The organism is Streptomyces sp. 11x1 (assembly GCF_032598905.1).
Lineage (GTDB): Bacteria > Actinomycetota > Actinomycetes > Streptomycetales > Streptomycetaceae > Streptomyces.
On the sequence record NZ_CP122458.1, the window covers coordinates 4,401,647 to 4,415,288 of the forward strand.

13 protein-coding genes and 1 pseudogene are annotated in these 13,642 nt (G+C 73.2%); 3 read left to right on the forward strand and 11 right to left on the reverse strand.

From position 1 onward, the window contains the following. Nucleotides 1-26: 26 nt before the first annotated feature. From P8T65_RS19165 to P8T65_RS19205, 9 genes are all read right to left on the reverse strand, one after another. Nucleotides 27-560: an amino-acid N-acetyltransferase gene (locus tag P8T65_RS19165; RefSeq protein WP_045562639.1), complete on the reverse strand. Its 534-nt coding sequence runs from the start codon at nt 558-560 to the stop codon at nt 27-29. Between the two features lie 9 nt (nt 561-569). After that, nucleotides 570-1,055, reverse strand: a complete 486-nt coding sequence (locus tag P8T65_RS19170) for a BlaI/MecI/CopY family transcriptional regulator (protein ID WP_399099295.1) — start codon at nt 1,053-1,055, stop codon at nt 570-572. A 104-nt stretch (nt 1,056-1,159) separates the two neighbouring features. Then, the gene (locus P8T65_RS19175) at nt 1,160-1,348 is read right to left on the reverse strand and encodes a hypothetical protein (RefSeq protein WP_316726510.1); all 189 of its coding nucleotides are present in this window, start codon (nt 1,346-1,348) and stop codon (nt 1,160-1,162) included. Between the two features lie 19 nt (nt 1,349-1,367). After that, nucleotides 1,368-2,060, reverse strand: coding sequence for a hypothetical protein (locus tag P8T65_RS19180; RefSeq protein WP_316731636.1), 693 nt, complete (start codon nt 2,058-2,060; stop codon nt 1,368-1,370). Between the two features lie 298 nt (nt 2,061-2,358). Beyond that, nucleotides 2,359-3,156 carry a type III pantothenate kinase gene (locus tag P8T65_RS19185; protein WP_184905069.1) on the reverse strand — a complete coding sequence of 266 codons (798 nt, stop codon included), beginning with the start codon at nt 3,154-3,156 and terminating at the stop codon, nt 2,359-2,361. 15 nt (nt 3,157-3,171) lie between these two features. After that, nucleotides 3,172-4,155, reverse strand: a complete 984-nt coding sequence (nadC, locus tag P8T65_RS19190; RefSeq protein WP_230215592.1) for a carboxylating nicotinate-nucleotide diphosphorylase — start codon at nt 4,153-4,155, stop codon at nt 3,172-3,174. Nucleotides 4,156-4,160: 5 nt separating this feature from the next. Further along, entirely contained in the window at nt 4,161-5,876 is a 1,716-nt protein-coding gene (locus P8T65_RS19195) for an L-aspartate oxidase (RefSeq protein WP_316726511.1), read from the reverse strand. Beyond that, the gene (gene panC, locus P8T65_RS19200; RefSeq protein WP_316726512.1) at nt 5,873-6,865 is read right to left on the reverse strand and encodes a pantoate--beta-alanine ligase; all 993 of its coding nucleotides are present in this window, start codon (nt 6,863-6,865) and stop codon (nt 5,873-5,875) included. Before panC ends, P8T65_RS19195 begins: the two co-directional genes overlap by 4 nt. Further along, entirely contained in the window at nt 6,862-7,818 is a 957-nt protein-coding gene (locus tag P8T65_RS19205; RefSeq protein ID WP_316726513.1) for a DUF2520 domain-containing protein, read from the reverse strand. The genes panC and P8T65_RS19205 overlap by 4 nt, the downstream gene beginning before the upstream one ends. A 210-nt stretch (nt 7,819-8,028) precedes the next feature. Here P8T65_RS19205 and P8T65_RS19210 point away from each other — a divergent pair, with 210 nt between their 5' ends. Both P8T65_RS19210 and P8T65_RS19215 read left to right on the forward strand, forming a co-directional pair. Next, a complete protein-coding gene (locus P8T65_RS19210; RefSeq protein WP_316726514.1) occupies nt 8,029-9,177 on the forward strand; it encodes a beta-eliminating lyase-related protein in 1,149 nt (382 codons plus the stop codon). 78 nt (nt 9,178-9,255) lie between these two features. Continuing rightward, nucleotides 9,256-10,435, forward strand: a pseudogene (locus P8T65_RS19215) (DUF5937 family protein). Nucleotides 10,436-10,484: 49 nt separating this feature from the next. On the opposite strand, the gene P8T65_RS19220 reads toward P8T65_RS19215, so the two are convergent. Further along, entirely contained in the window at nt 10,485-11,156 is a 672-nt protein-coding gene (locus tag P8T65_RS19220) for a response regulator transcription factor (protein WP_184905083.1), read from the reverse strand. A gap of 89 nt (nt 11,157-11,245) precedes the next feature. After that, a complete protein-coding gene (locus P8T65_RS19225; protein ID WP_316726515.1) occupies nt 11,246-12,448 on the reverse strand; it encodes a sensor histidine kinase in 1,203 nt (400 codons plus the stop codon). Between the two features lie 118 nt (nt 12,449-12,566). Here P8T65_RS19225 and P8T65_RS19230 point away from each other — a divergent pair, with 118 nt between their 5' ends. Next, nucleotides 12,567-13,568, forward strand: coding sequence for an SAM-dependent methyltransferase (locus P8T65_RS19230; RefSeq protein ID WP_316726516.1), 1,002 nt, complete (start codon nt 12,567-12,569; stop codon nt 13,566-13,568). The last annotated feature ends 74 nt before the right edge of the window (nt 13,569-13,642 follow it).

The window sequence follows — 13,642 nt, forward strand, 5'->3', positions numbered from 1 at the left end:
TCACCGGAATTGGTCTCCGCCGACGATCACAGATGCAGAAGCATCCGGCTGTTGCCCAAGGTGTTCGGTTTCACTCGTTCGAGACCCAGGAACTCCGCGACGCCCTCGTCATAGGAACGCAGCAGCTCCGCGTAGACATCGGTGTCGACGGGAGTCTCACCGATCTCCACGAAGCCGTGCTTGGCGAAGAACTCGACTTCGAAGGTCAGACAGAAAACGCGTCGAACACCCAGCCAGCGAGCGGTGTGCAGCAACTTCTCGAGCAACTGGTGACCGACGCCGAGCCCCTTGGCGTCCGGGTTCACCGCGAGAGTGCGGACTTCCGCGAGGTCTTCCCACATGACGTGCAGCGCGCCGCAGCCGACGACCTGGGCGTTGTCGTCCCGTTCCGCGACCCAGAACTCCTGGATGTCCTCGTAAAGCGTGACCGTCGCTTTGTCGAGCAGGATGCGCCGCTGGACGTAGGAGTCGAGCAGGTCGCGCACGTGCGGGACATCGCTGGTCCGAGCCCGCCTGACGGTGATGGCTTTTGCGGTGGCTTCGGGACTCGTTGCTGGCATGAGCGGACGCTATCGCCCGGGGAGATCCGGTGATTCGCCGGGGGTCCCCTGTGTTTCGCCGGACGATTCGACGGATTCGCCCTCCGTTTCAACAGGGGTTTCGAGGACGGGGGCGGCGGGCGCGGCGGGTTCGGGTTTGCGGGGGCCCGGGCCCTGCACGATGCGTACGGCGTCGGTGAGCGCCTGTCGCTGTTCCTCGCTCATCATCCCGAAGAAGGCGACGAGGGCGGCGGCGGGGTTGTCGCTCTGCGACCAGGCTTCGTTCATGAGTGCGGCCGCGTAGGCGGCGCGAGTGGAGACGGCCTCATATCGATAGGCCCGGCCCTCCGCCTCCCGGCGCACCCAGCCCTTCTGATGGAGATTGTCCAGAACGGTCATCACGGTGGTGTACGCGATGGACCGTTCCTGCTGAAGGTCTTCCAGGACTTCCCGAACTGTCACCGGGCGGTTCCACTTCCACACCCGCGTCATGACCGCGTCTTCGAGTTCTCCCAATGGGCGAGGCACAGTTCCGCACACTATCCGGAGCGGGGGAACAAAAAGGGCGTACGACTCGAAGAACGCACGAGTCGTACGCCGATGGGGCGGGGCGGTACGCGTCAGGCGCCGGTGGCCCGGGAGTCGCCGTCGGCCTGGCGGGTGTTCTCCGCACGGGCGAGGGCCGCGTCGACCACCGCGTCCTCCTTGGCCTTGTTGGGGCCGCCCTGGCTCTTCACGATCACCCTGATGACGCTGATGAACAGCACGGCCATCACGAAGGGGGGCAGCAGCGCGGAGACGTAGTCCATGCGTCCAGGGTAGCCAGGGCTAGACGGCGGCCAGCTGCTGGGGCGGGTTGGCGGGCGGGGCGGCCGGCTTCCGCTTGGGCGGGAAGACCTCGCCGGGGGTGGGGATGGGGCGCCGGGCCGGGCGCGGGCCGTCGGGACGGGGCACCGGACCGGGCTTGTCGGCGGGCTCGGCCGGCTCGGCAGGGCGGGACGGCCGGGCGGGCTTCGGCCGGGCGGGCTCTCCGGCGGCACGCGTGTGGCTGTCCCGCGCCGCCAGCCCGCCCGGGAGCGCGGTGAGCCGGAGCCGTGAGCGGCCGGAGGCGGAGCGCGAGGCGGGGACGACGACGGCCGAGGCTGCCGCGCGCCCCTCGAAACGGGCGCGCACGTCCTGGGCGACGAGCGGGCGGCAACGCTCCTGGAGTGCCGCGGCGGCGGGGTTGCCGCGCAGGGCGCGCAGCGCGGCGAGGTCGTCCGGGTGGGGTCGGTATCCGGCGTCCAGGGCCTGCGTCAGGAGTGCCGCGTAGCCCGTGACGGCGCCGGGGAGCGCGGCGCGGTACCGGGCGAGGTCGGCCAGCAGGAAGGCCCTCAGGCGGGCGTCCTCGCGGGCCGCCTCGTCGATGGACTCGGCGAGCCGGAGGCAGTCCTGCACCTCCTCCGCCGAGACGGGACTGGGGTTGAGGGCGAGGGCGAGGGCACGGCGGAGCACACGCAGCTCCTCAGCGCCGAACGCCATGCCGCCGCAGGTTCCGTGGGGCGTGGGCATGCGGCGACGATACGCGCTAATCAGACAAAACAGATGTGATGAGGGGGCGTGGCGCCGACAGTTCCACCCGGGTGGGGGGCGCGAGGGGTGTGTTTGTGGGGTGCGGGTGGGTAGAGGCTGGTCGCGCAGTTCCCCGCGCCCCTGAAAGGGGCCTACGGCCCTTTCGGGGTGAAAAGCACGGGGCGCAGCCCCTGCTTTTCAGGGGCACGGGGAACTGCGCGAGAAGCCCCACGCACCCGCACCCGACAAACACACCCCCCTCAGGCGCTCACAGTCGCGACACGTTCCGCTCGTACACCAGCCGGAGCCCGATCAGCGTCAGCCACGGCTCGTGTTCGTCGATCACCGAGGACTCGCCCAGCACCATCGGTGCCAGCCCGCCCGTCGCGATGACCGTCACGTCCGCGGGGTCGTCGGCGAGTTCGCGGACCATGCGGCTGACGACACCGTCGACCTGCCCGGCGAACCCGTACACGATCCCGGACTGCATCGCCTCGACCGTGTTCTTGCCGATGACGCTGCGCGGCCGGGCGACCTCGATCTTGCGGAGCTGGGCGCCCTTGACGCCGAGCGCCTCGACGGAGATCTCGATACCGGGTGCGATGACACCGCCGACGTACTCGCCGCGCGCGCTGACCGCGTCGAACGTCGTCGCCGTACCGAAGTCCACGACGACGGCCGGCCCGCCGTACAGCTCGACGGCGGCGACGGCGTTGATGATGCGGTCGGCGCCGACCTCCTTCGGGTTGTCCGTGAGGATCGGGACGCCCGTCTTCACGCCCGGCTCGACGAGGACGGCGGGGACGTCGCCGTAGTAGCGGCGGGTCACCTCGCGCAGCTCGTGCAGCACCGACGGGACGGTGGCGCAGATCGCGATGCCGTCGATGCCGTCGCCGAGTTCCTCGCCGAGCAGCGGGTGCATGCCCATGAGGCCCTGGAGGAGGACGGCCAGTTCGTCGGCGGTGCGCCGCGAGTCCGTGGAGATGCGCCAGTGTTCGACGATGTCCTCGCCGTCGAACAGTCCGAGGACGGTGTGGGTGTTGCCCACGTCGATCGTCAGCAGCATGACCGGCCCCCGTCCCTACTCGGCCGCGCGCAGGTCGAGGCCGATGTCCAGGATCGGGGACGAGTGGGTCAGGGCCCCGACGGCCAGGTAGTCGACGCCGGTGTCCGCGTACGCCTTCGCGTTGGCGAGGGTCAGCCGGCCCGAGGCCTCCAGGAGGGCGCGGCCGTCGACGATCGAGACGGCCTCCTCGCACTCCAGCGGCGTGAAGTTGTCCAGGAGGATCAGATCGGCGCCCGCGTCGACGACCTCGCGCAGCTGGTGCAGGGTGTCCACCTCGACCTCGATGGGCACCTCGGGGAACATCTCCCGCACGGCCTTGAAGGCCTGGGCGACACCGCCCGCGGCGACCACGTGGTTGTCCTTGACCAGGGCCGCGTCCGACAGGGACATGCGGTGGTTGATCCCGCCGCCGCAGCGGACCGCGAACTTCTCCAGGGAACGCAGCCCCGGCGTCGTCTTCCGGGTGTCGCGCACCTTGGCCCCGGTGCCCTCCAGGGTGTCCGCCCACGCGCGCGTGGCGGTCGCGATGCCGGAGAGGCGGCACAGCAGGTTCAGGGCGCTGCGCTCGGCGGTGAGCAGGTCACGGGTGGCGCCGGTGACGCTGAGGAGCTTCTGGCCGGCTTCGACGCGGTCGCCGTCGTCGACGTGCCGCTCGACCTCGAACTCGTCGGAGCAGGCCACCGAGAGGACCGCCTCGGCGACTCTCAGGCCCGCCACGACGCCGCCCTCGCGGGCGGTGAAGTCGGCGGTGGCGCGCGCGTCCTCGGGGATCGTGGCGACCGTGGTCACGTCCACGCCGTGGTCGAGATCCTCCTGGATGGCGACGTTGGCGATGTCCTCGACCTCCACGGGGTCGAGTCCGGCGTCGGCCAGGAGCTGGGCGAGCGCGGGATCGAGCCCGCACTCCAGGTATTCCTCACTGAGGCCGTCGTCCGCGCCGCAGGCGCAGCCGTCGCCGCAGCCGCCGCTCTGGGCGAGGGGAAGGTCGGGAGTGCTCACGTCTGTCACTGCTCCTGCTGGTGCTGCCGGGTCGGGGGGAAGTCTGCGGTATCCGTGGTGTGTACGGCGAGCGTCCGGTCCGGATTCAGCCGTACGACGATGTGGCGGCGCCAGGCGGTGTCGTCGCGCTCGGCGCGGTCCTCGCGCCAGTGGCAGCCGCGGGTCTCCTCGCGCAGCCGGGCGGCGGCGACCAGGACGCGGGCCACGCACAGGAGGTTGGTCGTCTCCCAGGTGTCCACGCCCGGCTCGGCCGTCTTGCCGTTCTCGGCGAGGGCGTCGCGGGCCTCGGCGTGCAGCCGGTCCAGGGCGGCCGCGGCGGTGGCCAGGGACGCCTCGGAGCGCAGCACGCCGGCGCCCTCGGTCATGGTCCGCTGGATCGCGAACCGTATCTCCGGGGCGAGCAGCGGGTGCGCGGGCTGCTCCGCGTGCGGGACGGGCTGGGGCACGCGCGCGTGGAGGCCGTGGTCGGCGTGGGAGGCGGCGATGTCGGCGACGATCCGCTCGGCGTAGACCAGGCCCTCCAGGAGGGAGTTCGAGGCGAGCCGGTTGGCGCCGTGGACACCGGTGCAGGCGACCTCGCCGCAGGCGTACAGGCCGGGGACGGTGGTGCGGCCGCGGGAGTCGGTGCGGACACCGCCGGAGGCGTAGTGGGCGGCCGGGGCGACCGGAATGGGTTCGGTGATCGGGTCGAGGCCGTGGGCGCGGCAGGCCGCGAGGATCGTCGGGAAGCGGTGCTCCCACATGTGCGCGCCGAAGTGCCGGGCGTCCAGGTACATGTGCTCGGCGCCCTGCTCCTGCATGCGGCGCATGATGCCCTTGGCGACGATGTCGCGGGGCGCCAGCTCGGCCAGTTCGTGCTGTCCGACCATGAAGCGGACGCCGTCGGCGTCGACCAGGTGGGCGCCCTCGCCGCGGACGGCCTCGGAGACCAGGGGCTGCTGGCCCTCCGCGTCCGCGCCGAGGAACAGCACGGTCGGGTGGAACTGGACGAATTCGAGGTCGGAGACCTCCGCGCCCGCGCGCAGGGCGAGGGCCACGCCGTCGCCGGTCGACACCGAGGGGTTGGTGGTGGCGGAGAAGACCTGGCCCATGCCGCCCGTCGCGAGGACGACCGCGGGGGCGTGCACGGCTCCCACGCCGTCGTGCTGGCCCTCGCCCATGACGTGCAGGGTGACCCCGGCGGTGCGGCCCGCGGCGTCGGTCAGCAGGTCCAGCACGAGCGCGTTCTCGACGGTGCGCAGACCACGCGCGCGTACGGCCTCGACGAGGGCCCGGGAGATCTCGGCGCCGGTGGCGTCGCCGCCCGCGTGGGCGATGCGGCGGCGGTGATGGCCGCCCTCGCGGGTCAGCTCCAGGCCGCCCTCCTCCGACTCGTCGAAGTGGGCGCCGGTCGCGATCAGCCGGCGTACGGCGTCGGGGCCCTCGGTGACGAGGATGCGTACGGCCTCCTCGTCGCACAGGCCCGCGCCGGCCACCAGGGTGTCGTCCAGGTGCTGTTCGGGGGTGTCGCCCTCGCCGAGGGCCGCGGCGATGCCGCCCTGGGCCCAGCGGGTGGAGCCGTCGTCTAGGCGGGCCTTGGTGACGACGACCGTGGTCAGGCCGGCGGCCTCGCAGCGCAGCGCGGCGGTGAGGCCGGCCACGCCCGAGCCGACGACCACGACGTCGGCGTCGATGGACCAGCCGGGTGCGGGTGCGTGCAGTCGTATGCCTGTGGTGGTCACGAGGCGGCTCCGAAGGTCAGGGGGAGGTTGTCGATCAGCCGGGTCGTCCCCACCCGGGCCGCGACGGCGAGGACGGCTTCGCCGGTGAAGTCGTCGGGGATGTCGGTGAAGTCCGACGGGTCGACCAGGGCCAGGTAGTCCAGGACGATCGGCGGCTTCATGCGCAGGGCCTCGTCGAGGACCAGACGGGCGGCGGCGCGGACGGCGGCCGGGCCGCCGGGAGCGGACTTGGCCATGGCGTGCGCGTCGGCGGCGGCGCGGGACTCGCCGATCGCGCTGAGGGCCTCGGCACGCGCGCGCGTGGCGGGCACCTCACGGGCGCGGGCGCGCAGCGCCTCCTGCGCGGCGTGTCGGTCGCGGCCCGCGAACAGGGCCTGGGAGAGCGCCAGGGCAGTGCGGCGCTCCTCGGTGGACAGGTACCGGTTGCGGCTGGACAGGGCCAGCCCGTCGGCCTCGCGGACCGTCGGGACGCCCACGATCTCCATGCCGAAGTTCAGGTCGCGGACCATGCGGCGGATCAGGGCGAGCTGCTGGGCGTCCTTCTGGCCGTAGAGCGCCACGTCGGGGCGGGTGAGGTGGAGCAGCTTGGCGACGACGGTGAGCATGCCGTCGAAGTGCCCGGGGCGGGAGGCGCCCTCCAGGCGCTCGCCCATGGGTCCGGCGGTGATCCGGACCTGGGGTTCGCCGCCCGGGTAGACCTCCTCCACGGACGGGGCGAACACCACGTCCGCGCCCGCCTGTTCGGCGAGTTTGACGTCGGCGTCGAGGGTGCGCGGGTAGCGGTCGAGGTCCTCGCCGGCGCCGAACTGGAGGGGGTTGACGAACACGGTCACGACGACCTCGCCCGTGTCGCCCGCGATCTCGCGCGCGCTGCGGATCAGCGTCGCGTGGCCCTCGTGCAGGGCGCCCATGGTCATCACGACGGCCCGGCGTCCCGTACGCGCGCGTGCGTGCAGTTCGTCGGCGGTGCGCAGCACGGTGATGGTCATCGGGCGTCCCCGTCGGTGCCGTCGGATCCGTCCGCTCCGGTGGTCCCGCTCGTCCCGCCGGCGAGTACCCCGAGGAGGTCCTCGGCGAGCTCCGGCTTGAGCAGGCCGTGGGCGAGGGCCCGGTCGGCGGTCGCGCGGGCCATCGCCAGGTATCCGGCGACGGTGGCGGGGGCGTGCGCGCGCAGCTCGGCGACGTGTGCGGCGACCGTGCCGGCGTCCCCGCGCGCGACGGGGCCGGTCAGGGCCGCGTCACCGGACCTGAGGGCGTTGTCCAGGGCGGCGCCGAGCAGGGGGCCGAGCATGCGGTCGGGGGCGGTGACCCCGGCCGTGCGCAGCAGCTCCATGGACTGGGCGACCAGGGTCACCAGGTGGTTGGCGCCGAGGGCGAGGGCCGCGTGGTAGAGCGGGCGGTTCTCCTCGGCGATCCACTCGGGCTCGCCGCCCATCTCGATCACCAGCGCCTCGGCGGCGAGCCGCAGCTCGTCCGGGGCGGTGACCCCGAAGGAGCAGCCGGCGAGCCGCTGCACGTCCACCGCGGTCCCCGTGAACGTCATCGCGGGGTGCAGCGCCAACGGCAGCGCCCCGGCCCGCAGCGCGGGGTCCAGGACCTTCGCGCCGTACCGCCCGGAGGTGTGCACGAGGAGCTGCCCCGGCCGTACGGAGCCGGTCTCCGCGAGGCCCTCGACCAGCCCCGGGAGGGCGTCGTCGGGGACGGTCAGCAGGACCAGGTCCGCGTGGTGCAGCACCTCGGCGGGGGACATCAGCGGGACGTCGGGCAGCAGTTCGGCGGCGCGCCGCCGGGAGGCGTCGGAGACGCCGGAGACGGCCACCGGCCGGTGACCCGCGAGCCGCAGCGACGCCGCCAGCGCGGGACCGACCCGGCCGGCGCCGACCACACCGACGGCGAGCCGCGCGGGGCGGTCCTTCGGCTCTGGCTGCTGGAATGTACTCACTCGGTGGTGGCCTTCCCGTTCCAGTCCGCTCTGGGTACCGGACGATTTCTCGTCATGTTAACGCGATTGGTTCGAGGGGCGTTCGGTTGTCCACAGGCTGTGGGCGGCCGCGGGCCGTTTCCGCAGGTCGCGTCGGAAGACTTCGACATGTGGCCGGTTCGGCTCGTAAACCGGGTGCCGGGCCGGACGGCCCGAGGGGATGATCCCAGGATGAGTGATGCTGCGATGAAGCGGTACGAGCGGCGGCAGGTCGCGCACCGGGCGGCCGGGCGCGTGCTGGCCCGGACGAGTGCGCTGGCCACGGTCCGGGAACGCCTGGCGCTGCTGGAGGCGGCCGGTGACGTGTACGACCTGGACCGGACCGCCGACATGTACGGCAACGGGGTCGTCGAGACCCTGGAGGAGCGGACCGCCGCACTGCTCGGCATGGAGGCCGCCGCGTTCTTCCCGACCGGCACGATGGCCCAGCAGGTGGCACTGCGCTGCTGGGCCGCCCGCACCGGGAACCCCGCCGTCGCCCTGCACGCCCTCTCGCACCCCGAGATGTACGAGCGGCACGCGTTCAGCCAGGTCAGCGGGCTGCGCCCGGTCCGGCTGACGAGCGAGCCGAGGCAGCCGACCGCCGAGGAGGTACGCGATCTCGACGAGCCCTTCGGGGCGCTGATGCTCGAACTGCCCCTCAGGGAGGCCGGTTGTCTGCTCCCCTCCTGGGAGGAGCTGGAGGAGGTCACCGAAGCGGCACGCGCGCGGGAGGCGGTGGTCCACTTCGACGGGGCCCGGCTGTGGGAGTCCACCACCCACTTCGGCCGCCCCGTCGACGAGATCGCGGCCCTCGCCGACAGCGTCTACGTGTCGTACTACAAGTCGCTGGGCGCCTACGGCGGCGCCGCGATCGCCGGCCCGAGGACGCTGGTCGACGAGGCGAAGGCCTGGCGGCACCGGTACGGCGGGCAGCTCTTCCAGCAGTTCCCCACCGCCCTGTCAGCCCTCGTCGGCCTGGAGCGCGAACTGCCCCGGCTGCCGGAGTACGTCCGCCACGCGCGCGTGGTCGCGGCCGCGCTGCGCGAGGGGTTCGCGGCGGCGGGGGTGCCGTGGGCCCGGGTGCACCCCGAGGAGCCCCACACCCACGAGTTCCAGGTCTGGCTGCCGTACGAGGTCGACGTCGTCGCGGAGGCCTCGGTGCGCCAGGGCGAGCAGACGGACGCGCTGCTCTTCGCCCGCCCGTGGGACCCGGGCGGGCCCGGACTGGCCGTCACGGAGATCGAGGTACGGGCCGCCGCGCTGGAGTGGACGGCCGACGACGTCCGGGCGGCCGTGGCGGACTTCGTGGGCCTCGCGGAGAAGGTGGCCCGCGAGTAGGCCTGGCGGACGCGGGCGTTGGGGGGGGACAGAGGCGGTGGAGAGGGAGGTGTCAGTGGTCGGGGGCACCATGGGGCCATGAGTGTGCGCATCGACATCACCGGGCTGCGGCGGGAGAAGGTGGCCGTCGTGCCCTCCCCGCTGGCCGAGCTCGGCATGGCGCTGCACGTGCTGTCCGAGCCCGGACACCACCCGGGGCTCCAGGGCTGGGTGACGGGGGTGACCGCCCGGCTCGACCCGCATCTCGCCGACCGGATGTCCGAGGCTGACTTTCTGTGGCGCACGTCGTTCTCCGACCTGTTCCTCCCCTTCGCTGGGATCCCCGGCCGGGACACCCTCCCGGGTACGACACTCGCCGACGACCTCGATCTGCTGGACAAACTGACGGACGACCAGTTCGTCGACGCCGGGCTGGAGTTCGTCTGCTCCCCCGGGTACGCCTACGACTCGCCGCGGCCCGGTCCGCCGGCCGACGCGGAGATGCGGTGCCGTGCCCTGGAGCTGGCCGCCGCGCGCGGGCCTCGGCAACTGCGATTCGCCGGGCGGCTGCTGGCGGACCCGCCCGGGGTGCGGGCCTGGCTGCGGCAGTTCCTGGAGGACTGCGACGCGGCCTTCTTCGCCGAGACCTGGTCCCGGCTGTGCCACCCGCTCGCGGCGGACGCCCGACAAGACCGACTTGCTGCGGCACAAGGGGCTGGCCGAGGCGCTGGGGGCCGTCTCGCCGTCACTGACCCTGGACGGCCCGGACGGCCGGAACAGCGCGGACGGTCCGGGCGGCCGGGGCGGGACGGGGCGGCGCGGCGGAACAGGACGGCGCGGCGAAACGTCGTGGACAAACTGGTCGAGGGCCGTACGCACACCGGTGACGGCGGCCTGCTGCTCGTGCCGACCAGCCTGGGGCGGCCCCATCTCACCGTCCTGCACCGGTTCGGCTGGCAGCCGGTGATCCAGTACCCGGTGAGCGCGGCCGAGCCCGCCGCCCCGCCCCCCGTGGAGCAGCTCGCCCTGCGCATGACCGCGCTGGCCCACCCCGTCCGGATGCGCCTCTGCCGCAATCTGGCCCGTAGCGCGAACACCACGGGAGAGCTGGCCCAGATGCTGGGCATGACCCCGCCGGAGATATCCCGGGCACCTGGCCGTCCTCAAGAAGGCGGGGCTCCTCACGACGCGCCGCCGGGGCCGTTACGTGCTCCACCAGCTCGACGTGACGGTGGTGGCCCGGCTGGGCAGCGACTTCCTGGAGGGGCTGCCCAGATAGCCGGACGCACGGCGGCACGGACGAACCGGAGGGCCGTGGGCCGGCCGTCTCAGCCGTGTCCGCCCGCGCGCACCAAACCCGTCTCGTATGCCAGGACGACCACCTGGACGCGGTCGCGCAGGCCCAGCTTGGTCAGAATGCGGCCCACGTGGGTCTTGACCGTGGCCTCGGAGAGGACGAGGCGGGCGGCGATCTCGCCGTTGGAGAGGCCCTGCGCGACCAGGATCATGACCTCGCGCTCACGTTCGGTGAGCCGTTCCAGTTCCTTGTGCTTGGGCTCCGAGCCGGTGCCCGGGAGCATCGGGGCGAACCGGTCGAGCAGCCGCCGGGTCGTGGAGGGCGCGACGACGGCGTCGCCGCTGTGCACGGCACGGATCGCGGCCAGCAGCTCACCGGGCGGCACGTCCTTGAGCATGAAGCCGGAGGCGCCCGCCTTCAGCCCGGAGAAGGCGTACTCGTCGAGGTCGAAGGTGGTGAGGATGAGCACCTTCGGCGGCTCGGGCTCCGCGCAGATACGGCGGGTGGCCTCGACGCCGTCCAGCTTCGGCATACGGACGTCCATGAGGACCACGTCCACCTCGGTCGACCGCACGACCTGAAGGGCCTCGACGCCGTCGCCCGCCTCCGCCACGACCTCCATGTCCGGCTGGGCCGCCAGCACCATCCGGAACCCGGTGCGCAGCAGCACCTGGTCGTCGACGAGCATCACGCGGATCGCCATCGGGTCCTCTTCCGTCTACAGATGTCGGGTCTACGGGTGTCGGGTCTACGGGTGTCGGGCTACAGGTGTCAGCGGTCGGCACGGCCGGGTCAGTGCGCGGGCTTCAGGGGCAGCAGGGCGCTGATCCGGAAGCCGCCGCCGGGGCGGGGGCCCGCGTCCAGCGTGCCGCCGACCATACCGACGCGCTCACGCATCCCGATGAGGCCGTGCCCCTGGCCGTCGGCGCCGCCCTCCTCGTACAGCTCGTGGGGCGCGCCCTTGCCGTCGTCCTCGACGAGCAGGCCGAGGCCGTCGTCGAAGTAGACCAGCCGGACACTCGCCCCGGCGTTCGGGCCGCCGTGCTTGCGGGTGTTGGTGAGGGCCTCCTGGACGATGCGGTACGCCGTCAGCTCCACCCCGCTGGGCAGCGGTCGCGGAGTGCCCTCGATCTTGAAGTCGACGGGCAGCCCGGCCACCCGGCACTGCTCGACCAGGTCGTCGATCTGCTCGACGTCGGGCTGCGGGACGTACTCGCCGACCTCCTTGTGCTCACCGGTGCGCAGCACGCCCAGCAGGCGGCGCATCTCGGCGAGGGCCTGGCGGCCGGTGGAGGAGATCGTCTCCAGGGCCTTCTTCGCCTGGTCGGGGGCGGCGTCCAGGACGTACGCGGCGCCGTCGGCCTGGACGACCATCACGGACACGTTGTGGGCGACCACGTCGTGCAGTTCACGGGCGATCCGGGCGCGCTCGGCGGCGACCGCGACCTTGGCCTGTGCCTCGCGCTCCTTCTCCAGCCGGGCGGCGCGCTCCTCCAGCTGCGCGAAGTAGGCGCGGCGGGTGCGCAGCGAGTCGCCGAGCACCCAGGCCAGGGCGAAGGGCACGGTCAGGAACAGTGCGAGCACCGCGTTGCCCATCGTGCTCGTGTCGTCGTCGGTCCAGCGCAGCTGTCCCAGGGACGCCGCGCACAGGCCGCCGCCCAGGGCGAACCAGGAGGCCCAGCGGGCGCCGTTCGCCGCGACCGTGTAGATGACCACGAGCATCGCGAAGTCGGCCGGGATTCTCGGCACGTCGAGGATCAGCTGCGCGATGCCCGCCGCGGCGGCCAGCATCAGCATCTTCTCGGGCATACGGCGCCGCAGGGCGATCGACAGACAGAGCACGAGCGTGATCACCACGAACGCGGTCTCGTTCATGTCACGCGCGTAGTCCGGGTCGATCGCTCCGCCGGCCAGGGTCACCCCGAGCAGGACGACGGCCCAGAAGCTGTCGACCCATGTCGGGTGTCGGCGGAGGAAGTCATAGAGGCGCTGCACGTAACCCAGCGTAGGGAAGCGGGCGGTGTGCCGGGGTCAACCGGAGGGCCGATCCGTGACGGGGGCATGTACTCCCCAAGGTGGAGGCGTTGTTGTCCGTTCCGCTTAGCCTGGCGCTGTGACGGATCGCCTACGAACTCCCGCCCCCGACGAGGCGCGGCCTTGGCGAGCGGCGGCCGGGAAGGCGCTGTACGGGCCGGAGGGCTTCTACCGGCGGTCGGAGGGGCCGGCCGGTCATTTCCGGACCTCCGTGCACGCCTCCCCGCTGTTCGCCGCCGCGGTGGCCCGGCTGCTGTGTCGCGTGGACGAGGGGGCGGGGCGGCCCGGCGAGCTGGCCTTCGTGGACATGGGGGCCGGGCGCGGGGAGCTGGTGGCCGGGGTGCTGGAGGCCCTGCCCGCCGATGTGGCGGGACGCACGCGCGCGTACGCCGTCGAAGTGGCCGACCGACCGCCCGGGCTGGATCAGCGCATCGAGTGGGTCGCCGAACCGCCGGGGGGTGTCACGGGGCTGCTGTTCGCCAACGAATGGCTGGACAACGTGCCCCTGGACGTCGTCGAGGTGGACGCGGCGGGCGTGCCGCGGCTGGTGCTCGTACGGGAGGACGGCGGCGAGGTGCTCGGGGAGCCCGTCGGCGGGGCCGAGGCCGAGTGGCTGGGCCGGTGGTGGCCGCTCGCCCCGGAGCAGGGGCTGCGGGCCGAGGTCGGGCTGCCCCGGGACCGGGCGTGGGCCGCCGCCGTGGCGGGCGTCGAGCGGGGGCTGGCCGTCGCCGTCGACTACGCGCACCTCGCCGGCTCCCGGCCGCCCTTCGGGACGCTCACCGGGTTCCGGGAGGGGCGGGAGACCGCGCCGGTCCCGGACGGGTCGTGCGACATCACCGCGCACGTGGCGTTGGACGCGTGCGCGCTGCCGGGGGCCCGGCTGCTCACCCAGCGGGAGGCCCTGCGCGCCCTGGGGGTCGTCGGCGGGCGCCCGCCGCTGTCCCTGGCGACCACCGACCCGACGGCGTACGTACGTGCCCTGGCGGGCGCGGGCGAGGCCGCGGAGCTGACCGCGCCGGGCGGCCTGGGCGACTTCGGATGGCTCCTGCAGCCGGTCGGGACCCCGGACCCGCTCGCGTAGGGCCGGGAGGGTCGTGCCGGGCTCTCGGCCCCTCTCGCGCAGGGCGGGGAGTACCAAGCAGGGAGCGCGGGCCG